This is a genomic window from Burkholderia sp. Bp9015 (assembly GCF_003853505.1).
Taxonomy (GTDB): domain Bacteria; phylum Pseudomonadota; class Gammaproteobacteria; order Burkholderiales; family Burkholderiaceae; genus Burkholderia.
Genome location: NZ_QTPZ01000010.1, coordinates 179,762 through 206,472 on the forward strand (window position 1 = coordinate 179,762; position 26,711 = coordinate 206,472).

A 26,711-nucleotide genomic window follows, 5' to 3' on the forward strand; every position below is an offset into this window, starting at 1 on the left:
CGACTCGTCGTCGGCACCGGGCGTTATTCGTTGCGTCGGCAACCTGTGCGCGAGCGCGTCAGGCGGCGAACGCGGCCATCCGCTTGCGTTCCTGGCGCAGCATCACGAAGTTCGCGATCACGACGCCCGCCGTCACCGCGACGATGAACAGCGTCGCGAGCGCATTCATCTCCGGGTTCAGGCCGAGGCGCACGCGCGAGAACACGACGAGCGGCAGCGTCGTCGAGCCGGGGCCCGACAGGAACGCCGACAGCACGAGGTCGTCGATCGACAGCGTGAACGACAGCAGCCAGCCCGCGATCAGCGCCTGCGAGATCAGCGGCAGCGTGATCGTGAAGAACACCTTCAGCGGCGTCGCGCCGAGATCGAGCGCCGCTTCCTCGAGCGACGGGTTCAGTTCGCGCACGCGCGACTGCACGATGATCGCGACGTACGAGATGCACAGCATCACGTGGCCCAGCCAGATCGTGAACACGCCGCGCTCGGCCGGCCAGCCGATCCACTTCGCGAGCTCGATGAACAGCAGCAGCAGCGAGATCCCCTGGATCACCTCGGGGATCACCAGCGGCGCGTTGATCATCCCGCTGAACAGCGCAAAGCCGCGAAAGCGCCCCATCCGCGCGAGCACGAAGCCGGCCCACGTGCCGATGAACACCGACGCGAACGCGGTCAGCACGCCGATCTTCAGCGACAGCCACGCGGCCGTCAGCAGCTCGTCGTCCTCCGCGAGCGCCGAGTACCAGCGGAACGAGAAGCCCGACCACACGGTGACGAGCTTCGACTCGTTGAACGAATAGACGATCAGGCTGATGATCGGGATGTACAGGAACGCAAAGCCGGCGAACAGCGCCGCGAACTGCAGGTAGCGATTCGGCTTCATCGACGGCGGCCCTCCTGCTCCTTCGCCTGGAAGTGCTGGAACATCGCCATCGGCACGAGCAGCAGCAGCACCATCGCGCAGGTCACGGCCGACGCCATCGGCCAGTCTGCGTTGTTGAAGAACTCGTTCCACATCACGCGGCCGATCATCAGCGTGTTCGCGCCGCCGAGCAGTTCCGGAATCACGTACTCACCGACCGCCGGAATGAACACCAGCAGGCAGCCCGCGATGATCCCGTTCTTCGACAGCGGCAGCGTGATCTGCACGAACGCCTTCCACGGCTTCGCGCCGAGATCGTACGCGGCTTCGAGCAGGCGGAGGTCCATCTTCACGAGATGCGCGTACAGCGGCATCACGAGGAACGGCAGGTACGAATACACCATCCCGATGTACACCGCGTAGTTCGTGCGGTACAGCTCGATCGGCGTATGGGTCAGGCCGATCCACATCAGGAAGTTGTTCAGGAGCCCGTTGTTCTTCAGGATCCCGATCCACGCGTACACGCGGATCAGGAACGACGTCCAGAACGGCAGCATCACACCCATCATCAGCAGGTTGCGGGTCGCCGGGTTCGAACGCGCGATGTAGTACGCCATCGGATAACCGATCAGCAGGCACAGCAGCGTCGTGATCGCCGCGACCACCACCGAATTCACGTAGGTCGCGAAATACAGGCTGTCGGTGAGCAGGAACGCGTAGTGCGACAGGTTCAGCGCGATGTGCACCACGCCGTCCGCGTACGACGCGAGTTCCGTATACGGCGGGATGCCGAGCTGCAGCTCCGCGAAGCTGATCTTCACGACCAGCACGAACGGCACCAGGAAGAACAGCACGAGCCACGTGTACGGCCCCGCGACGACCGCCGAGCCGCCGGTCAGGTTGAAGCGCCGCACGGGCCATGCGAGCAGGGACTTGAGCGTGCTCATGACGTCAGCACCACGCCGGCCGTCGCGCTCCAGCGCACGTAGATCTCGTCGCCGAGCGCCGGCGTGTCGAGCTCGGAGATCGCGAGGCTCGACACGTTCGCGATCACCGTCTTGCCCGCGTCGAGCTTCACGTGATACAGCGAGTAGCCGCCCATGTACGCGACGTTGGTGATCTTCCCGTGCGCCCAGTTGAACGCGCCTTCGGGCGGCTTGCGGGTGAGCGCGATCCGCTCGGGGCGCACCGACACCGTGACCGGCATCCCGAGCGGGCCCGTGATCCCGTGGCTCACGTACAGCCGGCTCGGCAGCTCCGGCGATTCGATGTACACGTAATCGGGTTCGTCCTCGACGGTGACGCCTTCGAACAGGTTGGTCGAGCCGATGAACTCGGCCGAGAAGCGGCTGTTCGGATATTCGTAGACTTCGTTCGGCGAGCCGATCTGCACGATCTGCCCTTCGCTCATCACGGCGAGCCGGTTCGCCATCGTCATCGCCTCTTCCTGGTCGTGCGTGACCATGATGCAGGTGACGCCGACCTTGTTCAGGATGTTGACGAGCTCGATCTGCGTGCGCTGGCGGATCTGCTTGTCGAGCGCCGACATCGGCTCGTCGAGCAGCAGCACCTTCGGGCGCTTGACGAGCGAACGCGCGAGCGCGACGCGCTGCTGCTGGCCGCCCGACAGCTGGTGCGGCTTGCGCTTCGCGTACTTGCTCATCTGCACGAGCTCGAGCGCCGCGGCGACGCGCTCCTTCAGCTCCACCTTCGGCGTGCCTTCCTGCTTCAGGCCGTAGGCGACGTTCGATTCGACCGACATGTGCGGGAACAGCGCATACGACTGGAACATCATGTTCACGGGCCGCTTGTACGGCGGCATCTGTGCGAGGTCCTCGCTGTCGATCAGGATCTTGCCCGACGTGACCGTCTCGAGGCCCGCCAGCATGCGCAGCAGCGTCGACTTGCCGGAACCCGAGCTGCCGAGCAGCGCGAACAGCTCACCCTGGCGCACCGTCAGGTTCACGTTGCGCACCACTTCGGTGTCGCCGAATTTCTTGACGACGTCGACGATCTGGACAAAATTCTCGGCGCGCGTATCGGCGCCGGACGGAGGAACGAAGGACGGTGCGCCCGCGACCGGCGCACCCGACTGGCTATTCATGATGTGCTGCTTCTCTCCTGCGTTTGACGAACAAAGCCCCCGGGGACACCAGGGGCTTCATGACTGCTGGCTGACTCCGGCTCGCTTCAGCGGCCCGATTTCAGCTCGGTCCACAGACGCGTCTGCAGACGCTGGATTTCAGGCGGCAGCGGCTTGAGCAGGAACAGCGTCTTCACGACGTCGGCCGGCGGATAGACGGCCGGATCGTTCGCGACGTCGGGCCGCACGTACTTGCGCGACTCGGCGTTCGCGCTCGGGTAGTACACGGCGTTCGTGATCGCCGCGTGCACCTTCGGATCCTCGATGTAGTTGATCCACTGCAGCGCGGCGTCCTTGTTCTTCGCGTCCTTCGGGATCGCCATCACGTCGAACCAGACCGGCGCGCCGCCCTTCGGAATGTAGTACTCGACCTTGTACGGCTTCTTCGCCTCGATCGCGCGATGCTTCGCGATCACGACGTCGCCCGACCAGCCGAACGCGAAGCAGATGTCGCCGCCGACCAGATCGTTGATGTAGCCCGACGAGTTGAACTGCGTGATGTACGGGCGGATCTTCTTCAGCACCTCCATCGCGGCCTTGTAGTCGGCCGGGTTCGTGCTCATCGGATCCTTGCCGATGTAGTGCAGCGCCGCCGCGAACATCTGGTCCGGCGCGTCGAGCACCGACACGCCGCAGGTCTTCAGCTTCGAGATGTTTTCCGGCTTGAACAGGATGTCCCAGTTGTCGAGCGGGACCTTGCCGAGCGCCTGCTGCGCCTTCGTCAGGTTGTATGCGAGACCGGTCGTGCCGTACGCCCAGGGCACCGAATACTTGTTGCCCGGGTCCGCGCCGGCGACGAGCGCCATCAGTTGCGGATCGAGGTACTTGAGGTTCGGCAGCTTCGACTTGTCGAGCGGCGTGAAGATGCCGGCGGCGATCTGCTTGCCCGCGTAGTTGCTGGTCGGCACGACGATGTCGTAGCCCGAGCTGCCCGTCAGCAGCTTCGCCTGCAGCGTGTCGTCGCTGTCGTAATTGTCGTAGCGGACCTTGATGCCCGCCTGCTTCTCGAAGTTCGGGATCGTGTCCTTCGCAATGTAGTCCGACCAGTTATAGACATTGAGCTGCGTATCCTTCGCCGCCGCCGCCGATGCACCCACGCACAGCGCGAGCGCTGCGAACCGGCCCACTACGTTTGCTTTCATCCCGTTCTCCCTCCGGCCGGACCGCTTGTCCGGCTGCCGTCTGCCTCGTCATGGCGGCGCGTTCCGGCACGCCGCCCCTCGAAAACCCCGAACGCTACCACCATTCGCGCTCCGTCACAAAAAAATCATGCCCGTGTCGCGCAAACGGAACAGATTCCCGCCGCCGGCCGCTCGGGCGGCCCGCGCAGCGGGGCGTTCCGGGGGAATTCTATCGGGTAATCGGCGTCTGTCCATCGGGAAAAGAAAGCGGTGGCGAAACCGCGTGCCGCATGCAGCACAAGCGGCCCGCGCGACGCGCGGTGCATGCGGCCGTTTCACCGGTGAAATCGCGACGCGCTGCGACACGCGCCGCGCGCCGTGCCCGGCCCTGTCCGGCACGGCGGGCCAGCCGTCGCCGACGGCGATCCGGCCATCGTCCAACCGTTCGGCCGACCGGCCGCACCGTCACGGCAACGCGACCGTACGGCACGCTAGCGGCGTCCGCCGGCTGCCCCGTCCCGATGCATTAAAATGACGCCCTGACGATCTCACTGCGCGAACCCTCCCGATGGCCTCCAATCTCCACGACCTGCCCGACAGCCCCTGCATCGGCGTGTGCTCGACCCTCTTCGACGAAGTCTGCAAGGGCTGCGGCCGCACGGCCGGCGAAGTGTCGAACTGGGTGTTCCTGAGCGACGACGAGAAGCGGGCCGTGTGGGAGCGCATTACGCGCGAAGGCACCGCGATGCGCTTCCAGTACGACAAGCTGTAAACCGGCCGCACAAAAAAAGAGCGGCATGCCGACTGCCATGCCGCCAACCCCAACTCTGTTCTTGTCCGCGAACCGTTAGAACTTCATCCCGACGCCCACGCCGACGATCAGCGGATCGATGTGCAGCGTGCCGATGCCCTTGTCGCCGAGCGTCGCATCGGTGCTCATCCAGATCTTCTTCACGTCGACGTTCATGAACACCTTCTTCGTCAACTGCACGTCGACGCCGAATTGCAGCGCCGGACCGAAGCTGCTCTTGTTGATCGACACGCCTTCCCCGCCGACGTTGAGCCCGTTGTTGTAGAAGTACGTGTAGTTCAGGCCCGCGCCGACGTACGGACGCACCTTGCCGGCATGGTTGAAGTGGTACTGCAGCAGCAGCGTCGGCGGCAGCACGCCCACGCCGCCGAGATTGCCGAGGCTCGACGTCATCTGGTGCCGCGACGTGCCGAGGATCAGCTCCACGCCCAGGTAGTCGCGGATCATGTAGGTGAAGTCGAGTTCCGGCACGATCGCGTTGTTCACGCCGGTGTTGATCGCGCCGAGCGTGTCGCTCGCGCGCTCGTTCGGCTGGATGCTGATCGCGCGCAGGCGGACCAGTACGTCACCCTGGTTGATCCCGTCGCCCGGCGACGCCGCGTGCGACAGCGTGGGCATCGTGACCAGACTCGCCGCGACGGCGGCAGCGGTGACACATGTTCGAATCGTTTTATGCATGGTAAAGACCCCTGAAGAATGCATTCCATTTTCCTCGTAGGGTCTTTTCGTCGTTTTGATATCCGTCAAGCCAGCGTAAACCTCGGACGGTTTGTCGCAGTCGCCGCGGCACGGCCCGTCAGCAGCAGGTCGAGCAGATCGCGCACGCTGCGGATCGCGTTGCCGAACGGCAGCGCTTCGCGGCCGCGGAAGAACAGGCCGTTCGCGACGTCGCCTCGCAACGCGGCCGCGAGCCGCGTGTCGATGCAGAAATGACCGAACTTTTCGATGCCGTCGCGCAGCCCGCAGACGCTCAGGCACTCGAGCGCGGTCGGGCAGCGCTGCCTGAACGCGCCGAGCTTGTCGCGAATGCGCGTTTCGTTGCGCAGGTAACGATCGAGCCACGGTGTCTTCACCGCGCGCGCCGGCAGCCCCGTCACGCTGACGAATTCGACGATGTCGTCGGGCAGCGCGTCGGCCAGTACGCGCTTGAAGTTCGGATGCGCGTCACCTTCCTCCGTCACCGCGAACGGCGTTCCGACCTGCACGCCGTTCGCGCCGGCCGCGAGCGCCGCACGCACCGAGTCGTGACTGTTGATCCCGCCCGCGACGATCAGCGGGATCGTGTCGCGCGCCAGGCCGAGCGACGCCATCACCTGCGCGGCCTCGTCGAGCACGCGCGCGAAATCGAAGCGCGCATCGTGCATGTCGTCGATCTGCGTGACCCCGAGGTGGCCGCCCGCATGCGCGGGATGCTCGATCACGATCGCATCCGGCAGCCGCCCCTTCTTCATCCACTTCTTCAGCACCAGCGCGATCCCGCGGCTGTCCGACAGGATCGGGATCAGCGCGATGTCGCGCCCCTGCGTGAGATCGGGCAGATCGAGCGGCAGGCCCGCGCCCATCACGATCGCGTCCGCGCCTTCGTCGCACGCGACGCGCACGTAGTCCGCATGCGTGCGCACCGCCTTCATCACGTTGACCGCGATCATCCCGCGGCCTTCGCCGTAGGTCTTCGCGAGGCGAATCTCGCGCGCGAGCGCGTCGAGGTTCGCGGCCTCGAGCGTCGCGCGGTCGGGATTCGCGCGACAGCGCGCGAGCAGGTCCGCGTGGTGGTGACGCAGGTCGATGCTCGCGATCGTGCCGAGCGCGCCTTCGCGCGCGACGCTGCCCGCGAGGCGGTGCGCGGAGATGCCGACGCCCATGCCGCCCTGCACCACGGGCAGCAACGCGCGGCCGCGAATCGTGAGCGGCGGGAAGGAAGTGCGTGCGGTCATCTGAACCTCGTCGAAACATCGGAAATCGGAAACGCGATGATCGACGATCCACCGACGCGCATCTTGACGGCCGTCAATAAAAAAACGGCACGCGAGCGTGCCGTTTCGGTTCAAGCGCGGTGCGACGCTCAGGCCGGATTCGCCGGCTTGAGCTGCATCGACTTGTATTCGAGATACTCTTCGAGCCCGTACACACCGTTCTCGCGGCCGTGCCCCGACTGCTTGTAGCCGCCGAACGGCGCGGCGCTGTTCCACGTGCCGCCGTTGATGTCGACCTGCCCCGTGCGGATGCGGCGCGCGACGCGCATCGCGCGTTCGTCGCTGCCCGCCCACACCGCGCCGCCGAGCCCATAAGGCGAATCGTTCGCGATGCGCACGGCTTCGTCTTCGTCGCGATACGTGATGATCGACAGCACCGGCCCGAAGATTTCTTCCTGCGCGATCGTCGATTTCGGATCGACGCGGCCGAACACCGTCGGCTTCACGAAGAAGCCCTTCGCGAGCCCTTCCGGCAGGCCCGTGCCGCCCGTCACGAGTTCCGCGCCGTCGTCGATCCCGCGCTGGATGTAGGCCTGCACGCGCTGCTGCTGCGCGGCCGATGCGAGTGCGCCGAGGCGCGTCGTTTCCTGGCGCGGGTCGCCCGCGACATACGCTTCGGCCGCCGCCTTCGCGAGCGCGCGCGCCTCGTCGTAGCGCGCTTCCGGCACCAGCATCCGCGTGTGCGCCGAACAGGTCTGGCCCGCGTTCAGGTAGCACGCGTTGACCGTGCCCTTCACCGCCGTCGCGAAATCGGCATCGTCGAGAATCACCGACGCCGACTTGCCGCCCAGTTCGAGCGCGACGCGCTTCACGCCCGCGGCCGCGAGTTCGGCAACGCGCTTGCCGGCGCGCGTCGAACCCGTGAACGACACCATGTCGACGTCCGGATCGGTCGCCAGCACCTCGCCGACGACCGGGCCGTAACCGCATACGAGGTTGAACACGCCCGGCGGCAGGCCCGCTTCGTGAATCGCCTCCGCGAGCATGAACGCGTTGAGCGGCGCGACTTCGGATGGCTTCAGGACGACCGTGCAGCCGGCCGCGAGCGCCGGCGCGACCTTCAGCGTGACCTGGTTGAGCGGGTAGTTCCACGGCGTGATCGCCGCGACGACGCCGACCGGCTCGCGCACCACCAGCGAGTTGCCGACCGTCGCCTCGAATTCGAACGATTCGGCGAGTTTCGCGTACGCCTTCCAGTTGTAGATCGGGCCGCCGACCTGGATCGCACGCGACAGCTTGATCGGCATCCCGACTTCGCCGGTGATCGACTGCGCGAGTTCCTCGCTGCGCGCCTGCAGACGCTCGACGATCTTGCGCAGGTAGCCCGCGCGCGTCGCGGCCGGGGTCGCGGCCCACGCGTCGAACGCCGCGCGCGCCGCGCGGATCGCGTCCTGCGCGTCCGAGGCCGTGCCCTCCGGAATCCGGCCGATCACGGCCTCGGTGCCCGAGTCGATCACGTCGATCGTGCCCGTTCCGGCCGGCTTGCGCCATGCACCGTCGATGTAGAACTGGTTGTAGATTTTCATCGCTTCCTGTCTCCCGGAAAACGGCCATTCTAACGAGTGTGGCGCCGCCCGGCGATGACGCCGGACCAGACCGCGAGCGCCGCCGAACGGTCCGCACGGGCGCCGGCGAGCGGGTGCCGGATACCGGACGCCCGCGGCTGCGGCATCCGCGCCACGCCGGCACGCCACGAGGCCGCACGACGTGGCCCGCATCGTGCTATGTTTTTAGTATCGGCGCCGGCCGCTGCAGGCCGCGCCACCCGGAATCGATGCCTTCGTGAGCGCTGCCATGACCGACGCATCCCATATCCTCGGCTCGCAAGATCGCCTGGAGCTGCTGTGCTGGCTCACCTGCGGCAATCTCGGCGCGTTTTACCTGAACGAAACCTGGCCGGACGCATCGTTCCAGGTGCAGGCCGCACACCGCTGGCTCGACCGCCATCACCGGCAGGCCGACTGGCTCGCGATCGCGAAGCTGGCCGCACTGGCGCAGGACATCGCCAAGCGGCACGCCGACTTCGTCGACGCGTCGTGGGCGCGTGACGCGGTCGAGGAAATCGTCGATACCGACGATCTCGATTACCGGGCGAAACTCGTGCAATGGGTGTACGAAGACTGCTGCAAGGCGCTCGCCGACAAGCGGCTCGCGGATTGATGCGACGGCACAGGGCGGCGGGCACCGGGCGGCGGGCGAGGTGATGCGCCGGTTGCGGTCGCAGCGCCTGCCGGCCGGAAACGGCGCCGCCGCGTCGAATCGTCATCGAGGGTGCCGCACCCGACCTGACATTTTCCCTTCAATGGCCGTCGTGCCGATCCGGTAACGGCGAACATCTGCCCGGATACGAAAAACCCGCCAGGCTTGCACCTGGCGGGCTTCCGGTACATCAGGTCGGGCATGGCCGCCCGGGCAATTACTCCTGCCCCTGACTCGTCAGGAACTCCTCGTAATTCCCGCCGAAGTCGAACAGCGTGCCGTCCGTGCGCACTTCGATGATCCGGTTCGCCAGCCCGCTCACGAATTCGCGGTCGTGCGACACGAAGATCAGCGTGCCTTCGAACTGCTCGAGCGCGATCTGCAGCGACTCGATCGACTCCATGTCCATGTGGTTGGTCGGCTCGTCCATCAGCAGCACGTTGTGGCGGCCGAGCATCAGCTTGCCCCAGATCATGCGGCCCTTCTCGCCGCCCGACAGCACCTTCACCGACTTCTTGATGTCGTCCGACGAGAACAGCAGGCGGCCCAGCGTGCCGCGCACCATCGTTTCGTCGTCGCCGTCCTTGCGGTACTGGTCGATCCAGTCCATCAGCGTGATGTCGTTCGGGAACTCCTCGTACGTATCCTGCGGCATGTAGCCGACGTTCGCGTTCTCCGACCACTTCACCGTGCCGTGATCGAGCTGCAGCGCGCCGAGCAGCGAACGCAGCAGCGTCGTCTTGCCCGCGCCGTTCTCGCCGATGATCGCGATGCGCTCGCCCGGCTGCACCGACAGGTTGAAGTTCTGGAAGATCGTGCGCTCGTACTTCTTCGTGATGTCTTCGGCGACCACCGCGACGTTGTGCAGCTTCTTCTCGAACTCGAAGCGGATGAACGGGTTCTGACGCGACGACGGCTTGAATTCCTCGATCTTGATCTTGTCGATCTGCTTCGCGCGGCTCGTTGCCTGGCGGGCCTTCGACTTGTTCGCCGAGAAGCGGCGCACGAAGTCCTGCAGCTCGGCCACGCGTTCCTTCGCGCGCGCGTTCGCCGCGGCCTGGCGCTCGCGCGCCTGTGCCGATGCGAGCATGTAGTCGTCGTAGTTGCCCGGCCAGACCTTCAGCGTGCCGTAGTCCATGTCGGCCATGTGCGTGCACACCGAGTTCAGGAAGTGACGATCGTGCGAGATGATGATCATCGTCGAGTTGTACTCGTTGAGCGTGTGCTCGAGCCAACGGATCGAGTTGATGTCCAGGTTGTTGGTCGGTTCGTCGAGCAGCAGCACGTCCGGCTTCGAGAACAGCGCCTGCGCGAGCAGCACGCGCAGCTTCCAGCCCGGCGCGACGTCGGCCATCGTGCCGTTGTGGAACTTCTCCTCGATGCCGATGCCGAGCAGCAGCGCGCCCGCGCGCGCCTCGGCATCGTAGCCGCCGTATTCGGCGAACTTGCCTTCGAGCTCGGCCGCGTGCATGTAGTCGTCGTCGGTGGCTTCCGGGTTCGCGTAGATCGCGTCGCGCTCGGTCATCGCGGCCCACATTTCGGTGTGGCCCATCATCACGACGTCGAGCACGCGCACGTCTTCATACGCGAACTGGTCCTGGCGCAGCTTGCCCAGGCGCACGTTCGGCTCCAGCGCGACGTTGCCGGCGCTCGGCTCGAGGTCGCCGCCCAGGATCTTCATGAAGGTCGACTTGCCGCAGCCGTTCGCGCCGATCAGACCATAGCGGTTGCCCTCGCCGAATTTGACCGAGATATTCTCGAACAAGGGCTTCGGCCCGAATTGCATCGTGATGTTGGCAGTAGAAAGCACGGCAGGTCCCGTAAGAGAGAAATCGACGGAAAACCGTGTATTTTAGCAGGTGTCGGAGAAACTGCCGACCGCACTGTTCCGGCCCCGCCAGCCGGGCCGCCGCGCGCGGCGCCGGCGCCTCCCTTCGGGGCCCCTACTTGCCTTCCTTCACCGCGCGCTTCTGCGCCGCCTTCTCCTTCATTTGCCCGAACAGCTCCGCGCACGGCACGTCGCGGTTGTTGCTCGGCGCGATCAGCGGAACCAGCGCCGCGAACGGGTTGATCAGGCCGAGCCCGACCATCGCGCCGGCGCGCAGCGCGAGCGCGCCCGCGTCGACGCCGACCTTCGGGTTCTTGAACGTGCCCTTCGCATACAGCGGCGAGCGCAGCGAGAAGACCCGGAAACCCTTCGTGTGCGGGTGGATCTTCAGGTCGATCGATTCGTCGCGCAGGTTGACCGGGCCGTCGACGTTGATCAGCGCATCGTCCGTATCGAGCGCGAACACCTTGGGGTCGAGCATCCCGTCGGTCGCGACAAAGTCGATCGCCGCGCAGTTGATGTTCACGTCGCGAGTGCCGAACAGCTTCTCGTAGACGACGTTCGCGACGTTCAGCCCCGCCGCCTCCATCAGCAGCAGGCTGATGCGGCCATCCGTGATGAGCGCCTTCACTTCGCCGGTCGAGGTACCCGCGAGCGCGGCCGGCGAGTTGCCGGTCGCCGACAGCGACGCATCGCCGTTGATCTCGCCGAGCGCGGTCTGCATCACCTTCTGCGTCGGGAACAGCTGCTTGAGCCTCAGGTGACGCGCGGACAGCGTGAAGCGGCCCTTGAGCGGCGTGCGGCTGCCGTCCAGATGCGCGGTGGTCGCGAGCGTGCCGCCCGCGACGCCGAACTTCAGCGGCTCGAGTGTCAGCACGCCGTCCTGCAGCAGAACGTGCGTGTACAGGTCGGTAATCGGCAGCTGCGGGCTCTTGATCAGCTTGCGGCCGGTGAACTTCACGTCCGCGTCGATCGCGCTCCAGCGCTCGGTGCGGAACCTCGAAACCGGCAGCACGCGGTCCGGCGGCTGGCGCGTCGTGTCGCCGCGCTTGGCCTTGCTCGCGGCCGTGTCGGCGCCGATCACCGGCGCGAGGTCGGAGAACTGCAGCAGTTTCGACTCGAGCTCGCCCGACAGCTTCGGCCGCGGCTCGCGCTGCGCCCAGGTGAGCGTACCGCGCAGATCGCTGCCGCCCACGCGGCCGTTGAAGTCCTCGTAGCGGAACGTGCTGGCGTTCTGCTTGATGTTGCCGATCAGCCGCCCTTCGGTCGCATACGGCGGCGTGTCGGGCAGCGTGATGCCGGTAATCTGGTAGAGGTGCGACATCGACGTGCCCTGCAGCCATAACCGCAGGTCGAGCGCCGCGAGATGCATCGGGTCGGTCAGCGTACCGACGATCGCGAGCCGCGTGTCGCCGGCCTTCACGTCGGCCTGCAGCGGGAACGGCTGCGTCGACTTCTCGATCGCCAGCACGCCGCCCACCTTGCCGGTGCCGCTGATCGGCACGTTCTTGTAGCGGCCGTCGACCTTGAGCCCGAACGCATAGGTCGGGCCGGACGGCTTCGCGGGCGCGGCGGCCGCCGACGCACCGGATGCACCTGACGCACCACTCGCGCCGGATGCCGGCGGGGCCGTCGATGCAGAGGAAACCGAAGTAGCCGGAGCGGCGCCGGACACTCCCGACGCCGCAACGGCAGACGCCCCGCTCGCCGCCTGCGGCGCCGACGCACCCGATGCGGCTTCCGCATTCGCCTTCGCGCTCAATTGCGCGGCGCCGTGCTTGCCGACGCGCTGGGCCGATGCCGCACGCGACGTCTGTTCCTGTTCCTTCAGCACGTCGCCGAGCGGAATCGGCTGGCCGAGCGTATCGATCGCGACCGTGAGATCGGCCTTCGTGATCGCATCGCGATACGTGACGATGCCCTTCGCGAACCCGAAGCTGTCGAGCCGCACCTTCCACGGCGACGGTTGCGCGGATTGCTTGAACTGGAAGGTCCACGTATTGCGGCCGTCGGCGAGCCGCTCGAGGTCGACCGCGGGATTGACGACATCGATCGACGGAATGACGATTTCGTGCGCGAGGAGCGGCAGGATGGCGAGATCGAAATGCGCGGCATCGACCGTGGCGAACCTGGGCCCCTTCGCCCAGTCCGGATTGCCGATCTCGAGTTGCGTGGCCGAGAAGCTCGGCCAGGGTACCCATGCACGCCAGCCGGTCTCGCCGTCCGGGCGACGCCAGCCGACCTTGAGATCGCCGTTGATCGCAAACGAACGGCCAAGCGCGGTACTCACATGTTCGTTGACCCACGGTTTCGCGCGGTTCCAGTCGAACGTGACGATAAAAATGCCGGCGGCCGCGATGATCAGTGCGACGATGCAGACGATCCATGCAGCCGATTTGCCGATGGCTCGGGCTAGCGTCATGGCGATTCCGTTGTTGTTATGCAGAATGTGCACGCCATGTCGGGCCACGTGCGTGAATGAACGAAGCACGACACTGGCGGCTTTTCAATCTGTATTATGACGCACGCTCCGACGACGCCTCGGCGCCATTAACGCTTTTTTTCATTTTCGACATGACAGCCCCGACCGGTCTCATCGATGCGCAGCACATCACGCGCCGCGACGCCAGCAGCGGCAAGACTTTGCTGGCGCCGACCGACTTCAGCCTCGCCGCGGGATCGCGAATTGCTATCACCGGACCATCGGGTTCCGGCAAGAGCGTGCTGCTGCGCGCGCTCGCGCTGCTCGATCCGCTCGACGGCGGTCAGATCCTGTGGCGCGGCAAGCGGATCAGGCGCAATGCGATTCCGCGCTACCGGCGCAGCGTCGCCTACGTGCGCCAGCGACCCGCGCAGATGGACGGCACCGTCGAGGCGCAATTGCGCTATCCGTACTCGCTCGCGATCTATCGCGACGCGACGTTCGACCGTGCGCGCGCCGAAGCGCTCGCGGCCCGCGCCGGTCGCGGCGCCGATTTTCTCGACAAGCGCGCGAGCGAACTGTCGGGCGGCGAAGCGCAGATCGCCGCGCTGCTGCGCGTGCTGCAACTCGACCCCGACGTGCTGCTGCTCGACGAGCCGACGTCCGCGCTCGACCCCGACTCCACGCGCGCGATCGAAGCGCTCGTCGGCGCCTGGTTCGACGCGGCCCCCGATGCGCGCGCCTGCATGTGGATCTCGCACGATCCGGCGCAGGCCGCACGGATCGGCACGACGCGGCTCGTGATGCAGGCCGGCGTGCTGCACGCCGCCGCGAGCACGACGGAGGCGGCACGATGAGCCCGGCACTGCAGGATCTGAGTCTCGTCGACGTCGGCATCGCCGCCGCGCTCGTCGCGGTCAACGGCGCGATCTCCGCGGCGCTGTCGCTCGGCCTCGGGCACAAGCTCGCGCTCGCCGCCGTGCGCACCGTCGTGCAGCTGCTCGCGATCGGCTACGTGCTCGGCTGGGTGTTCGGCCATCCGCACTGGACCGTCGTGCTGCCGCTGACCGCGTTGATGACGCTGATCGCGGGCTTTGCGGGCGCCGGCCGCGGCAAGCGCACGTATCGCGGACAGCGCGTCGACAGCATCGCGTCCATCTGGTTCAGCAGTTGGTTCGTCGCGGCGATCGGGCTGTTCGTCGTGATCCGCATTCATCCGTGGTACACGCCGCAATATGCGATCCCGATCCTCGGAATGATCCTCGGCAATACGCTCACGGGCGTGTCGCTCGGCGTCGAACGGATGATGGAGGAACTGACGGCACGGCGCGACCGCGTCGAGACCGCGCTCGCACTCGGCGCGACGCGCTGGGAAGCCGCGCAGGACGCCGCGCGCCAGGCCGTGCGTGCGGGCATGCTGCCGACGCTCAACCAGATGGCCGTCGTCGGTGTCGTGAGCCTGCCGGGGATGATGACCGGCCAGGTGCTGGCCGGCCAGTCGCCGCTGCAGGCCGTGCGCTACCAGATCGTGATCATGTTCCTGATCGCCGCGGCGTCCGCGCTCGGCACGGTCGGCGCGGTGCTGATGACGTATCGCCGGCTGTTCTCCGCCGATCACCGCTTTCTCGCATCGCGGCTCGAGGAACGCGCGCATTGACGCGCGGCGCCGCGACCCGCGCGGCGTGCGGTCAGCGGGCGCTGCGGCGTTTGCCGAGGGCCTGGCGCAACGCGGCCTTGACGTCGGCATCGGGTGCCAGCCCGTCGACCGACGCGACGAGCCGCACCGCGCGTGGTGTCGTCACATAGGCCTGCGCGCCGACATAACCGCCGCTGCCGGCCGAGCGCGTCGTGACGACGAGCGCCTGCGGCGCACGCGCACCGAGGTCGGCCGTGAAGGCGTCGGCGACGGTGCCGTCACGCGCATGCAGCACACCGGTTACGTAGTCGTCCGTATCGAAGCCGGGCGCGGCATGCGCGGTCGAATACACGCGCACCGCATAGCTGCCGGTCGAACACGGCTCGAGTGCGCCGCTCGACACGACGGCGACCTGCTGTCGCGACGGCAGCTCGACTTTCTTCGCGAAGCTGCAATCGTCGGCTGCCTGCGCATGAGTGGCGACGAACGCAGCGGCCGACAGCAGCGCGCGCATGCAATGTTTCATCGGGATGTCGTACGGGGAAGAGGGAGAAGCCCGGGAGGATAGCGCGACATCCGCATCACGTCACGCGCGCCGGGGGGCGAATGGCCGCGCTGTCGGTGCGCACCGGACACGACGCACATCAAACCTCAAACAACGGAAATACGCGAAGCCGCGCGCCACGAAACCGTCACGCGCGGCACTGCCCGGATCACCGGATACGCATCGCGGTTGGTTGCGCACGCACCGGACGTCTTGCCGGCCCGCGCGCACCGCTCAGCGCTTGATCGACACCGTCACTTTCGTGCCGTCGCTCATCGAGACGGACTTCGAGCCGCCATTGGTCGAAATCGACACCCACTTGACCTGGCTCACCGACACGACATCCGGGCACTGCAGCGACTTGCCGCCCGCGCTCACGTTGCGCGTGCCTTTCGGCGCAGCGGCCTGGAAGCTCATCTGCACGTTCGCGATCCCCTTCGCGTCGACCGACGGCGCGAGCCGCACCTGGGTCTGGCGCACCATCGCGCCGTTCGCGTCGCGCGGCAGGTTGTCGGCGTTCGGGCAACCGTCCGGCATCGCGACCGCGCCGCCCGGCGGCACCGACTTCCAGTTGAAGTCGTCCGTTTCGCCCGAGCGGATCTTGCGGGTCTCCTGCGTATTGCCGAAGGTCTTCGAATCGACCTTGACGGTGTATTCGAGCTGCCCTGTCCCGCCGCCCTTCAGGCTGCCCTTGACCGGCGGCGCCGCGAATACGCTCGCGCTGACGCACGCCGCCGCGAACACGGCAGACCACGATGCGGCGACTGACAAGCTGCGTTGGCTCATGCTGACCTCCTTGTAATGCGGCGGCACGCGCGTGCCGCGCGGTTTTCGATGCATGATGCGTTGCCAGTCTACCGCCAAGCGGCATGCAATGCGCCGCAAACGCATCGGGTGTTACCCCGCTTGCGTTCGCGACGCCGCATCCCGTACGCGCGACGCCGGCGCTCGGGAACACGCCGGGCAGACCCAGGTTTTCCGCCCCGAAGGAAGTCCCCTTGGGGGATGCCCATCGGCGCCTGGCGCGAAGCGACGGGTCTGCGGCACTCAGAAGCCGCTCAGCACCAGCTTGCCGATCGCGCGCCCGGCTTCGAGCAGCTGATGCGCGCGCCGCACGTTGGCGGCGTTGATCGTGCCGAGCTGTTCGCCGAGCGTCGTGCGCAGCGTGCCGCCGTCGACGAGCCGCGCCACCTCGCTCAGGATCTTGTGCTGCTCGATCATGTCCGGCGTCTCGAACATCGCACGCGTGAACATGAATTCCCAGTGAAACGCGGCGCTCTTCGCCTTCAGTTGCTCGACCGGAATCGGCTTCTCGTTCTCGACGATCGTGCAAATGCCGCCCTGCGGGCGGATTACTTCCGCCGCGGCAGGGAAATGACGGTCCGTGTCGTTGAAGATCAGCACGTAGTCGACGCTCGGGTGGCCGATTTCACGCAGTTGCGCGGGCAGGTCGCCGAAATGATCGACCACGTCGTCCGCGCCGAGCGAGCGCACCCATTCGGCCGACGCCGGCCGCGACGCGGTCGCGATCACGCGCAGCCCGGCGAGCGTCTTGGCGAGCTGGATCGCGATCGAACCCACCCCGCCCGCGCCGCCGATGATCAGCACCGACTTGCCCGCGTCGGCGCCCTGAGGCGACACGCGCAGCCGGTCGAACAGCGCCTCCCAGGCGGTCAGCGCGGTGAGCGGTAACGCCGCCGACGCCGCGAAATCGAGCGAGCGCGGCTTGAGCGCGGCGATCCGCTCGTCGACCGCGTGGAATTCGCTGTTCGCGCCGGGCCGCGTGATGCTGCCCGCGTAGAACACCTCGTCGCCCGGCCGGAACAGCGTGACCTCGGCACCGACCGCGACGACCGTGCCGGCCGCATCCCAGCCGAGCACGCGCGGCGTCTCCTCGACCTGCGGTTTCGGCGCGCGCACCTTGGTGTCGACCGGGTTCACGGAGATCGCCTCGACCTTCACGAGCAGGTCGCGCGGGCCCGGCACCGGTTGCGGCAGTTCCACGTCGACGAGCGCCTGCGGGTCGTCGATCGGCAGGTAACGGGTCAGTCCAACGGCTTTCATCACGAAACTCCTTCAGGGAAATCGGGCGGGCCGCGGCGCGGCCCCATGCATGCCATCGTAGGCGCCCCGATCATTCGAGAAAACCGCTATATTTCCTGAAACATTTTCAGGAATTTCAGAATAATGACGTCCGATCCGATTGCAGCCCCCGACAAGCCGCTCGACCTGCTCGACGTCGGCCTGTTCGTGCGCGCCGCGCTGCTCGCGAACGTGAGCGCGGCCGGGCGCGAGTTCGGCGTATCGGCCGCGGTCGCGAGCGCGCGCATCGCGCAGCTGGAGCGCCAGCTCGGCGCGCGGTTGCTGCATCGCACCACGCGCCGCATCAGCCTGACGCAGGACGGCGAAGTCTTCATGGCCCGCGCCGAGGCGCTGCTGTCGGCCGCCGATGCCGCGCGCGCCTCGGTCGGCCACGGCCGCAGCGAGCCGTACGGGCGGCTGAAAGTGTCGATGTCGTCGTCGTTCGGCCGCCAGCACGTCGCGCCCGTGATTCCCGCGTTCCTGCGCCGCTACCCGTCCGTGTCGCTCGACTTGCGGCTGTCCGACGAGATCGTCGACCTTGTCGACGACGGCTACGACGTCGCGATCCGCCTCGGCGCGCTGAAGGATTCGACGCTGGTCGCGCGCAGGCTCGCCACGAACCGGCGCGTGCTGTGCTGCTCGCCCGCGTATCTCGCCGAACACGGCACGCCGCGCCATCCGGCCGACCTCGCGCAGCACGAATGCGTGATCCTCGGCGACCAGCGCGACTGGTCGTTCGTCACGCCGCAAGGCCCGCTCACCGTGCGGGTCGGCGGCCGGCTCGTCGCGAGCAACGGCGAGGCGATCCGCGAAGCGCTCGTCGACGGCTTCGGCATCGCGATCAAGTCGACCTGGGACGTCGGCCCGCTGCTCGCGAGCGGCGCGCTCGTCACCGTGCTCGACGACTACCCGTTCGCGAACGACGTCGCGATCTGGGCCGTCTATCCGAGCCGCGCACACGTGCCGCTGAAGACGCTCGCGTTCATCGCGTTCCTGGCCGAACACTTCGGCGATCCGCCTTACTGGGATCGCGACCGGCAATCGCCCGAATAGCCCGAATAGCCCGAATAGCCCGAATAGCCCGAGTAGCCCGAGTAGCCCGAGTAGCCCGCACCGTCCGCCAAATCGCCGTGCGTGCGGCACCCGGCACGGCGCCAGCGCCGGTTCCCGGCGGCGATCCGGTCGCGATCGGATACCAACCGGCTACAATGGCGCGTTCGCGACGCAACGGCCCGACGCCGAACGGGGCCCGCGTTCGCAGGCGGCCGCATGCCGGCCGCGCACGCGTTTCATTCGCTTCCAAACATTCCGTCATGACCCACAACCTCGTCATCCAGAGTCTCGCGCCGTTGTCGGACGCGCATCACAAACCGCTGCTCGCGCTGTCGCGCGGCACCCGCATCGTGCAGACCGACGATCACGCGCTGCGCATCGAAAACGCCAACCCCGCGCAGCGTCTCGACATCGACGCGTACTGCGGCACGCATGCGCTCGACTTCGGCTTCGTCGAAGCCGGCCGCACGCTCGGCGAGTTCGGGCTCGTCGTGATGGACATGGACTCGACGCTGATCACGATCGAATGCATCGACGAGATCGCCGATTTCTGCGGGCTGAAGACGCAGGTCGCCGAGATTACCGAGGCGGCGATGCGCGGCGAGATCCGCGATTTCAACGAAAGCCTCACGCGCCGCGTCGCGCTGCTCGCGGGGCTCGACGCGCAGGCGCTCGAGCGCGTGTACGAGGAACGGCTGCAGCTGTCGCCCGGCGCGGAGACGATGCTCGCCGGCGTGAAGGCCGCGGGCCTGAAGACGCTGCTCGTGTCGGGCGGCTTCACGTTCTTCACCGAGCGCCTGAAGGCGCGCCTCGGCCTCGACTTCGCGCACGCGAACACGCTCGAGATCGTCGACGGCAAGCTGACCGGCAAGGTGCTCGGCGAGATCGTCAACGCCGACGTCAAGGCGCGCCTGCTGCGCGACACCTGCGCATCGCTCGGCATCGAGCCGAGCCGTGCGATCGCGATGGGCGACGGCTCGAACGACCTGAAGATGATGGCCGAAGCCGGGCTGTCGGTCGCGTTCCACGCGAAGCCCGTCGTGCGCGATGCGGCCACCGTCGCATTCGACCACGTCGGCCTCGACGGGCTGCTGCGGTTGTTCTGATTTCCGATCCGCGCAAGCCGCCCATGAAAAACGCCCGCGCGATGTTGCATCGCGCGGGCGTTTTGCTGTTCCGCTCGGGGTTCGGTGCTCAGCCGAGCGTGGACTGCATCGCGCGCTCGATATCCGCGCGCAGGTCGGCTTCGTCTTCGAGACCGACGTAGAAGCGTACCAGCGTGCCGCGATGCGGCCAGTCCGGGCGCATCGACGCCACGTCGTAAGGCATCGCGAGGCTGCACGCGCCGCCCCAGCTCCAGCCGATCGCGAACAGCTCGAGCGCCTCGACGAAACGATCGATCTTCTCGGCACTGTAGCGCTCGTCGAACACCACCGAGAACAGCCCGCCCGCGCCGGTGAAGTCGCGCATGAACGAAGCGTGCCCCGGACAGTCCGGCAGTTGCGGATGCAGCACGGCCGCGATCTCCGGGCGCGCCTTCAGCCACTGCGCGAGCGCGAGCGCGCTCTTGCTGTGCGCATCGAAGCGCACCTGCATGCTCGGCAGGCTGCGCAGCACGAGCGAGCAGTCGTCGACCGACACGCCGATCCCGCAGCGCATCCGGGCGAGCTTCAGTTGCGCCTGCAGCGCCGCGCTCGCGGTGATCGTCGCGCCCATCAGCACGTCGCTGCCGCCCGATTGATACTTGGTCAGCGCCTGCACCGAGATGTCGACGCCATGCTCGAACGGCTTGAACGCGAGCCCGGCCGAATACGTGTTGTCGATCGCGGTGACGATGCCGCGCGCCTGCGCGACCGCCGTGATCGCACGCACGTCGGGCACTTCCATCGTCACCGAGCCCGGCGCCTCGATCCAGATCAGCCGCGTGTTCGGCTGGATCAGGTCGGCAATGCCGGCGCCGACGAGCGGATCGTAGAAGCGCGCGGTGATGCCGAAATCCTTCGCGAGCCAGTTGCCGAGATCGGCATTCGGCCCGTAGACGTTGTGCGGGATCAACACGTCGTCGCCCGCCTTCACGATCCCGAAATAGACGTTCATGATCGCCGCGAGACCCGACGGCTGCAGCAGCGCATGCGAGCCGCCTTCGATCTCGGCGAGCCGCTGCGCGAGCGCGAGCGACGTCGGGGTCGCATGCAGCCCGTAGCGCCACTGGTTGTCGTCGTGCCACACCAGCGCGCGCATCGTCGCGAGATCGGGGAACACGACCGTCGATGCACGCTCGACCGGCGGCACGAACGAACGGAAGCCATCCGGGATGTTGTCGTCGGGTTGAACGATGCGGGTCTGGAGTGCGCGCTTCGGAGTGGATGCAGTCATGGCAGGAGGCCCGGAGAAAGGCCGTTCGGTTGCGGAATAGGTCGCTAGGTTAGCCAAAATCGGCGCGGTTGGCCCGGTACAATGCGCGCCGCATGCGCCGAGCCAGCGCGCGCTCAGTCGTCGGCGCGCAGATTGACAACGTTGCCGACCGTCTCGATTTCCTGCACGCGGCCGTCGCGTACCTGCAGCGCCGCGCGCTTGCCCGGCGCCAGGCGCAGCACGACGGGTTGCGGATCCGATTCGTCCGAGTTCATCCGGTCGGCCTTCAGCTCGCCCGTCGCGTCGAAGCGGCCGATCCACACGCCCGTGATGTTCGTGCCGTCGTTCGATTCCTCGATCTCGAGCGTGTCGCCGTCCCGATCGCCGGCGAGCAGCACCACCTCGCCCGTGTCCGTGAACTGGTATTCGCCGTGCACGCCCGCCTCGTCCGTCTTCGGGCCGAGATGCACGACGATCGGCCGATCGCCGAGCGTGCCTTCGTAACGCGGCAGGCGGGCGAATTCCCGATTCGGCCGCAGCGGCCGGGCGGGCGCCGCTTCATCCTGCTGCGCGCCCGGCGCGGCAGCCTGTGCCGCGACCACGCCCGGCATCGTGAGGCCCGCCGCCAGCGCGCCGGCAATCACCAGCGCCCGTTGCCATTGCGAATATCGACCCACCTTGTGTTGCTCCTTGCTTCAGATTCGCTCGAAAATCGCGGCGACATGCTGCGCGTCGCCGCTGCACATCGATCGCCACGCGCACGTGGCGACCACCGATGCGCAGGCGCCGAGCGCGGTACGCACACCGCTCGCCAGCCGTTCACGTCGCCCGTCATCCGGGCGTTCGAGTGAACACGTCGCGTAGCCGGCGTGCGAGAGCCGCGTCAGCCCTGCATCAGGCGTTCCACCGCGTCGCGGCGCGGAATCGGTGCGACCGCACCGTAGCCGGTCGTCGACAGTGCCGCCGCCGCGTTCGCATAACGCGCGGCCGCGAACGGATCGTCGCCTGCGACGATCCGCGCAACGAACGCACCGCCGAAGCAGTCGCCCGCGCCCGTCGCGTCGACGGCCTCGACCGCGAAGCCCGGCACCACGCGCCGTTCGTTCGGCGTCGCGACATACGCGCCTTCCTTGCCGAGTTTCAGCGCGACGACCCGCGGCCCGTGCTCGAGCATCGCATCGACGATCGCGTCGCGATCGTTCGCACCGGTGAGCGCCGTGACGTCGTCCCAGCTCGGCAGGCAGATGTCCGTCTGGCGCAGCGCTTCGCGCATCACCGCGCGGGCGCGCGGCAGCGGCCACAGCTTCAGGCGCAGGTTCGTGTCGAAGCTGACCTGCGCGCCGTTGCTGCGCGCGTGGTCGATCGCCGCGAACGCGGCGTCGCACGCGGCCGTGCCGATCGCGAGGCTGATGCCCGACAGGTGCACGGCCCGCGCCGCGGCCAGCGCATCGAGCGGCAGATCGGCCACTGCGTAGCGGCTCGCCGCGGAACCCGCGCGCAGATAGTCGAACTGGTGGCCGTCAGCGCCGTGCGTGACGAAATACACGCCGGTCGGCGCCGCGCGGTCGATCCGCACGTACGTCGTATCGACGTGCTCCGCCACCCACATCTCGGTCAGCAGCCGGCCGAACGGATCGTCGCCGATCGCCGACACGAAGCCCGTCGACGCGCCCTGGCGCGCCGCGGCGATGCAGAAGTTCGACGTGTCGCCGCCGAAGCCTTGCAGGAACTCCGGCCGACCCGGCTGCGACTGGTTGAATTCGATCATCGCCTCGCCGAGCGCGAGGATCTGCGGCAGTGCGGCGGTCATCGCTTAAACCTCGCCCCACAGGTCGTGGCCGTCCGCGCCCGTGATCTTCACCGACACGAAATCGCCGACCTTGTAGCGCTTCGACGCCTTGGTCGCCGGCTCGACGTAGACGACGCCGTCGATCTCCGGCGCATCCGCCGCCGTGCGGCCGATGCCACCTTCCTCGCCGACTTCGTCGATCAGCACCTTGAGGGTCTTGCCGACCTTGCGCTGGATGCGCCGCGCCGACACTTCCTCGGCGACTTCCATGAAGCGCGCGCGGCGTTCTTCGCGCACCTCGTCCGGCAGCGCGCCGTCGAGTTCGTTCGCGGTCGCGCCTTCGACCGGCGAATACGCAAAGCAGCCGACGCGATCGAGTTCCGCCTCGCGGATGAAGTCGAGCAGCGTTTCGAACTGTTCTTCCGTCTCGCCGGGGAAGCCGGCGATGAACGTGCTGCGGATCGTCAGGTCCGGGCAGATCTCGCGCCACTTCTGCACGCGCTCGAGCACCTTCTCGGCGTTCGCCGGGCGCTTCATGCGCTTCAGCACGTCCGGATGCGCGTGCTGGAACGGCACGTCGAGATACGGCAGCACGTGGCCCTTGAACGGGCCTTCGGCCATCAGCGGAATGACTTCGTCGACGCTCGGATACGGGTACACGTAGTGCAGGCGCACCCATGCGCCGTACTGCGCGGCGAGTTCGCCGAGCGCGGCGACCAGGTCGGTCATGCGCGTCTTGATCGGCTTGCCGTTCCAGAAGCCGGTGCGGTACTTCACGTCGACGCCGTATGCGCTCGTGTCCTGCGAGATCACGAGCAGTTCCTTCACGCCGGACTTGAAGAGGTTCTCGGCTTCGAGCATCACTTCGGCGACCGGGCGCGACACGAGGTCGCCGCGCATCGACGGGATGATGCAGAACGTGCAACGGTGGTTGCAGCCTTCGGAAATCTTCAGGTATGCGTAGTGACGCGGCGTGAGCTTGATGCCGGCCGCCGGCACCAGGTCGGTGAACGGGTCGTGCGGCTTCGGCAGGTGCGAATGCACGGCCTGCATCACTTCGCCCACCGCGTGCGGGCCGGTGACGGCGAGCACCTTCGGGTGGACTTCCTCGATCAGGTTCGAGCCGCTCGCGCTCGACTTCGCGCCGAGGCAGCCGGTGACGATCACCTTGCCGTTCTCGGTCAGCGCTTCGCCGATTGCGTCGAGGCTTTCCTGCACGGCTTCGTCGATGAAGCCGCAGGTGTTGACGACGACGAGGTCGGCGCCGTCGTAGGTGCCGGAGATTTCATAACCTTCGGCACGCAGCTGCGTGATGATTTGTTCGGAGTCGACGAGGGCTTTCGGGCACCCGAGCGACACGAAGCCTACTTTGGGGGACTGGGACATCTGGAATGTGGGGGCGTGGCGGCAAAAGCGTGAGTTTACAGCTATTTATGGGTCAGCGAGGCAAAACCGGCGGACGGAGTGCCGTGGATGGCACCCCAATATGCGGCGCGCGCGGGCGCATCGAGCCGCCACGGACGATTGATCCAACCCTTTCATGCCTCCGGTGATGATCCAACGGCCCCGATCATCCCCGCGCCACCGCCCAGTAATCGCCCCAGCGCCGCCCCGCCGCTATGCGAAAATCGCGGCATCCACTTCCTACCCAACGGGGTTCGCATGACCACCCACATCACGATCGAATTCACCGAGCACGCCGCCGAAACCATCGGCGAGCAGACCAGCACCAGCTTTTCCTATGACCAGGGCGCCCACGTACCGCAGCCTGGCGACTTCGTCGAGCTCGAGAATTCGCCGCAGACGTTTCTCGTGATCGGCCGCGTGTTTTCGCTGAAGGCCAACTACTGTGCGGTGAAGCTCGTACTCGATCTGCCTCCGGCCGACGATCATCAGGACTTCGATCCGGCGCTTTGAGCGATACGGGCGAACTGCTCCCGCTTTGCAGCAAGGTGCCGTTGCACGGACCCGACGCAACGGCACCGGCCCTGACCGGCACGAACGCGCGCCGAACAGGCGCAACACCAGCCGCGCTTGTCTTGAGTATCTGGAATTCGATCGACCGGAAGACGGTCATGCCCGCCCCGCGCAGGGGCACAGGCATCTGGTGCCGACGATCAGGAACGACCGACGGCGACATCAAGCGGCGGCGGGCCGCCAACCACCGTCGCGCCCGAGCACACGATCAGTTTGATTTCACCGCCACACGTCGCGGCGCCGACCGTCCGGCGGCGCATGCCGCCGCGGCCAGCCTGCCGCGACATCGTTACTTCTTCTCCGGCTCCGGCGTGCCCGGTTGCTTGAACGGGAACGTGCTGAACATCGACTTCGCCTGATTCTGCATCTGCTCCTGCATCTGCACGAACATGTTCTTCGACTGCTCGATGTAGCTCGTCATCATCCCTTGCATCATCGGCGCCTGCATGTTCATGAACTGCGACCAGACTTCCGGATTCATCGCGTTGCCTTCGTACAGGTTCTTCGATTGATCCGCGAGCTTGTTCTGGATGTCGATGAACGCCTGGATGTTCTTTTCCAGGTACGTGCCCATCATGCCCTGCATCGCATGACCGTAGAAACGGATGATCTGCGACAACATCGACGACGAGAACATCGGCACGCCGCCGCTCTCTTCCTCGAGGATGATCTGCAGCAGGATGCTGCGCGTCAGGTCTTCGTTCGATTTCGCGTCGACGACCTTGAAGTCCTCCTGTTCCAGCACGAGTTGCTTGACGTCGGTCAGCGTGATGTACGTGCTCGTCTCGGTATCGTAGAGCCGGCGGTTCGGGTACTTCTTGATGAGCCGCTCGGCCGTTTTCTTTGTAGTAGTCATGTAACGCCTTTGGGTGCAGCGTAGCGCAAGTGACAAATCCCCGCCTCCCGGTTCCGGGAGGCGGGGGCCTTCGGAAACGCCAGGCTGCACGGCCGGTCCGGCCTGCGCAGCCCGGACGTTCAGCCCATGTGCAGGCCGCCGTTCAGCGAGAAGTCGGCGCCGGTCGCGAAGCCGGAATCGTTCGATGCGAGCCACGCGACGATCGAGCCGATTTCCTCCGGCGCACCGAGACGCCGCACCGGAATCGTCGCGACGATCTTCTCGAGCACGTCCGGACGGATCGCCTTCACCATGTCGGTGCCGATGTAGCCGGGCGACACGGTGTTGACCGTCACGCCCTTCGTCGCGACTTCCTGCGCGAGCGACATCGTGAAACCGTGGATGCCGGCCTTCGCGGTCGAGTAGTTCGTCTGGCCGAATTGCCCCTTCTGGCCGTTCACCGACGAGATGTTGATGATCCGGCCCCAGCCGCGCTCGACCATCCCGTCGATCACCTGCTTCGTCACGTTGAACAGGCTCGTCAGGTTGGTGTCGATCACGGCCGTCCAGTCTTCATGCGTCATCTTGCGGAACACGACGTCGCGCGTGATGCCCGCGTTGTTGACCAGCACGTCGATCTCGCCGACTTCAGCCTTGACCTTGTCGAACGCTGCCTTGGTCGAGTCCCAGTCGCCGACGTTGCCTTCCGACGCGATGAAATCGTAGCCGAGCGCCTTCTGGTCCTCGAGCCACTTCACCCGACGCGGCGAGTTCGGGCCGCAACCCGCGACCACCTTGAAGCCGTCTTTCGACAGACGCTGGCAGATGCTGGTGCCGATGCCGCCCATCCCGCCCGTTACGTACGCAATTCGCTGAGACATAAATCTCACTCCATTTTTTGGTTTCGAGAGCCGCCGGAGGCCCCTCTGACTTCACGTGGCACCGGCCGAAGCCGCAATCGGCCGGCGCCCGGATTGGTTTGGCAGTGACGGACGACCGGTTACGGACGCTCGACCGCGAGCGCGACGCCCATCCCGCCGCCGATGCACAGCGACGCCAGCCCGCGCTTCGCATCGCGCTTGGC

Annotated in this window: 26 protein-coding genes; 8 read left to right on the top strand and 18 right to left on the bottom strand. The window is 66.8% G+C overall.

Going from position 1 to position 26,711, the window contains the following annotated elements; translation table 11 throughout:
• Positions 1–58 precede the first annotated feature (58 nt).
• The 4 genes from DIE12_RS13645 to DIE12_RS13660 all read right to left on the bottom strand — a co-directional run bounded on the left by DIE12_RS13645 (position 59) and on the right by DIE12_RS13660 (position 4,144).
• A complete protein-coding gene (locus DIE12_RS13645; RefSeq protein ID WP_124485424.1) occupies positions 59–880 on the bottom strand; it encodes an ABC transporter permease subunit in 822 nt (273 codons plus the stop codon).
• Entirely contained in the window at positions 877–1,806 is a 930-nt protein-coding gene (locus DIE12_RS13650) for an ABC transporter permease subunit (RefSeq protein ID WP_044848264.1), read from the bottom strand. The genes DIE12_RS13645 and DIE12_RS13650 overlap by 4 nt, the downstream gene beginning before the upstream one ends.
• Positions 1,803–2,963 carry an ABC transporter ATP-binding protein gene (locus DIE12_RS13655; protein WP_124551294.1) on the bottom strand — a complete coding sequence of 387 codons (1,161 nt, stop codon included), beginning with the start codon at positions 2,961–2,963 and terminating at the stop codon, positions 1,803–1,805. The genes DIE12_RS13650 and DIE12_RS13655 overlap by 4 nt, the downstream gene beginning before the upstream one ends.
• 86 nt (positions 2,964–3,049) lie before the next feature.
• Positions 3,050–4,144: a polyamine ABC transporter substrate-binding protein gene (locus DIE12_RS13660; RefSeq protein ID WP_124485422.1), complete on the bottom strand. Its 1,095-nt coding sequence runs from the start codon at positions 4,142–4,144 to the stop codon at positions 3,050–3,052.
• 547 nt (positions 4,145–4,691) lie between these two features.
• Between DIE12_RS13660 and DIE12_RS13665 the strand changes: the two genes are divergently transcribed.
• The gene (locus tag DIE12_RS13665) at positions 4,692–4,895 is read left to right on the top strand and encodes a DUF1289 domain-containing protein (RefSeq protein WP_027784516.1); all 204 of its coding nucleotides are present in this window, start codon (positions 4,692–4,694) and stop codon (positions 4,893–4,895) included.
• Between the two features lie 75 nt (positions 4,896–4,970).
• On the opposite strand, the gene DIE12_RS13670 is transcribed toward DIE12_RS13665, so the two are convergent.
• The 3 genes from DIE12_RS13670 to DIE12_RS13680 form a co-directional block, all read right to left on the bottom strand.
• Positions 4,971–5,612, bottom strand: a complete 642-nt coding sequence (locus DIE12_RS13670) for an OmpW family protein (protein ID WP_044848916.1) — start codon at positions 5,610–5,612, stop codon at positions 4,971–4,973.
• A gap of 65 nt (positions 5,613–5,677) precedes the next feature.
• A complete protein-coding gene (locus DIE12_RS13675) occupies positions 5,678–6,868 on the bottom strand; it encodes a nitronate monooxygenase family protein (RefSeq protein ID WP_124521694.1) in 1,191 nt (396 codons plus the stop codon).
• Positions 6,869–6,996: 128 nt separating this feature from the next.
• On the bottom strand, positions 6,997–8,433 hold the full coding sequence (locus DIE12_RS13680; protein ID WP_124485420.1) for an aldehyde dehydrogenase family protein: 1,437 nt from the start codon (positions 8,431–8,433) through the stop codon (positions 6,997–6,999).
• 268 nt (positions 8,434–8,701) lie between these two features.
• Here DIE12_RS13680 and DIE12_RS13685 point away from each other — a divergent pair, with 268 nt between their 5' ends.
• Entirely contained in the window at positions 8,702–9,067 is a 366-nt protein-coding gene (locus DIE12_RS13685; protein WP_044848913.1) for a hypothetical protein, read from the top strand.
• A 256-nt stretch (positions 9,068–9,323) separates the two neighbouring features.
• Here the strand turns inward: DIE12_RS13685 and DIE12_RS13690 are convergent, their stop codons facing one another.
• Entirely contained in the window at positions 9,324–10,916 is a 1,593-nt protein-coding gene (locus DIE12_RS13690; RefSeq protein ID WP_044848912.1) for an ABC-F family ATPase, read from the bottom strand.
• A gap of 133 nt (positions 10,917–11,049) precedes the next feature.
• Positions 11,050–13,356, bottom strand: a complete 2,307-nt coding sequence (locus tag DIE12_RS13695) for an AsmA family protein (RefSeq protein ID WP_124485419.1) — start codon at positions 13,354–13,356, stop codon at positions 11,050–11,052.
• A gap of 152 nt (positions 13,357–13,508) precedes the next feature.
• Between DIE12_RS13695 and DIE12_RS13700 the strand changes: the two genes are divergently transcribed.
• Together DIE12_RS13700 and DIE12_RS13705 are read left to right on the top strand one after the other, a co-directional pair.
• On the top strand, positions 13,509–14,213 hold the full coding sequence (locus DIE12_RS13700; protein WP_124485418.1) for an ATP-binding cassette domain-containing protein: 705 nt from the start codon (positions 13,509–13,511) through the stop codon (positions 14,211–14,213).
• Positions 14,210–15,013 (top strand): ABC transporter permease, encoded by an 804-nt coding sequence (locus tag DIE12_RS13705; RefSeq protein ID WP_124521692.1) that lies wholly within the window; start codon positions 14,210–14,212, stop codon positions 15,011–15,013. The genes DIE12_RS13700 and DIE12_RS13705 overlap by 4 nt, the downstream gene beginning before the upstream one ends.
• A gap of 31 nt (positions 15,014–15,044) precedes the next feature.
• Here DIE12_RS13705 and DIE12_RS13710 read toward each other — a convergent pair whose 3' ends face one another.
• The 3 genes from DIE12_RS13710 to DIE12_RS13720 form a co-directional block, all read right to left on the bottom strand.
• A complete protein-coding gene (locus DIE12_RS13710) occupies positions 15,045–15,518 on the bottom strand; it encodes a PliI family lysozyme inhibitor of I-type lysozyme (protein WP_124485416.1) in 474 nt (157 codons plus the stop codon).
• Between the two features lie 252 nt (positions 15,519–15,770).
• Positions 15,771–16,322 carry a DUF6013 family protein gene (locus DIE12_RS13715; RefSeq protein WP_124485415.1) on the bottom strand — a complete coding sequence of 184 codons (552 nt, stop codon included), beginning with the start codon at positions 16,320–16,322 and terminating at the stop codon, positions 15,771–15,773.
• Positions 16,323–16,583: 261 nt separating this feature from the next.
• A complete protein-coding gene (locus tag DIE12_RS13720; protein WP_124485414.1) occupies positions 16,584–17,600 on the bottom strand; it encodes a zinc-binding alcohol dehydrogenase family protein in 1,017 nt (338 codons plus the stop codon).
• Positions 17,601–17,723: 123 nt separating this feature from the next.
• On the opposite strand from DIE12_RS13720, the gene DIE12_RS13725 reads away from it, so the two are divergent.
• Complete coding sequence (locus DIE12_RS13725) at positions 17,724–18,671, top strand: LysR family transcriptional regulator (RefSeq protein ID WP_124521690.1); 948 nt, start codon at positions 17,724–17,726, stop codon at positions 18,669–18,671.
• 260 nt (positions 18,672–18,931) lie between these two features.
• Positions 18,932–19,777: a phosphoserine phosphatase SerB gene (gene serB / locus DIE12_RS13730; RefSeq protein ID WP_124485412.1), complete on the top strand. Its 846-nt coding sequence runs from the start codon at positions 18,932–18,934 to the stop codon at positions 19,775–19,777.
• Between the two features lie 88 nt (positions 19,778–19,865).
• On the opposite strand, the gene DIE12_RS13735 is transcribed toward serB, so the two are convergent.
• From DIE12_RS13735 to rimO, 4 genes are all read right to left on the bottom strand, one after another.
• Positions 19,866–21,047: a cystathionine beta-lyase gene (locus DIE12_RS13735; RefSeq protein WP_124521688.1), complete on the bottom strand. Its 1,182-nt coding sequence runs from the start codon at positions 21,045–21,047 to the stop codon at positions 19,866–19,868.
• Between the two features lie 113 nt (positions 21,048–21,160).
• Positions 21,161–21,703, bottom strand: a complete 543-nt coding sequence (locus tag DIE12_RS13740) for a hypothetical protein (protein ID WP_124521686.1) — start codon at positions 21,701–21,703, stop codon at positions 21,161–21,163.
• 206 nt (positions 21,704–21,909) lie between these two features.
• Complete coding sequence (locus DIE12_RS13745; RefSeq protein WP_124521684.1) at positions 21,910–22,836, bottom strand: sugar kinase; 927 nt, start codon at positions 22,834–22,836, stop codon at positions 21,910–21,912.
• A gap of 3 nt (positions 22,837–22,839) precedes the next feature.
• Positions 22,840–24,201, bottom strand: coding sequence for a 30S ribosomal protein S12 methylthiotransferase RimO (gene rimO / locus DIE12_RS13750; protein WP_044848901.1), 1,362 nt, complete (start codon positions 24,199–24,201; stop codon positions 22,840–22,842).
• A gap of 276 nt (positions 24,202–24,477) precedes the next feature.
• Here rimO and DIE12_RS13755 point away from each other — a divergent pair, with 276 nt between their 5' ends.
• Both DIE12_RS13755 and DIE12_RS13760 read left to right on the top strand, forming a co-directional pair.
• Positions 24,478–24,732 carry a hypothetical protein gene (locus DIE12_RS13755; protein ID WP_124485713.1) on the top strand — a complete coding sequence of 85 codons (255 nt, stop codon included), beginning with the start codon at positions 24,478–24,480 and terminating at the stop codon, positions 24,730–24,732.
• Positions 24,729–25,151 carry a hypothetical protein gene (locus DIE12_RS13760; protein WP_124520769.1) on the top strand — a complete coding sequence of 141 codons (423 nt, stop codon included), beginning with the start codon at positions 24,729–24,731 and terminating at the stop codon, positions 25,149–25,151. The genes DIE12_RS13755 and DIE12_RS13760 overlap by 4 nt, the downstream gene beginning before the upstream one ends.
• Here DIE12_RS13760 and phaR read toward each other — a convergent pair.
• On the bottom strand, positions 25,082–25,648 hold the full coding sequence (phaR, locus tag DIE12_RS13765) for a polyhydroxyalkanoate synthesis repressor PhaR (protein ID WP_006478701.1): 567 nt from the start codon (positions 25,646–25,648) through the stop codon (positions 25,082–25,084). The genes DIE12_RS13760 and phaR overlap by 70 nt on opposite strands.
• Positions 25,649–25,767: 119 nt before the next feature.
• Positions 25,768–26,508 carry a 3-ketoacyl-ACP reductase gene (locus tag DIE12_RS13770; RefSeq protein WP_059537451.1) on the bottom strand — a complete coding sequence of 247 codons (741 nt, stop codon included), beginning with the start codon at positions 26,506–26,508 and terminating at the stop codon, positions 25,768–25,770.
• Between the last annotated feature and the right edge of the window lie 203 nt (positions 26,509–26,711).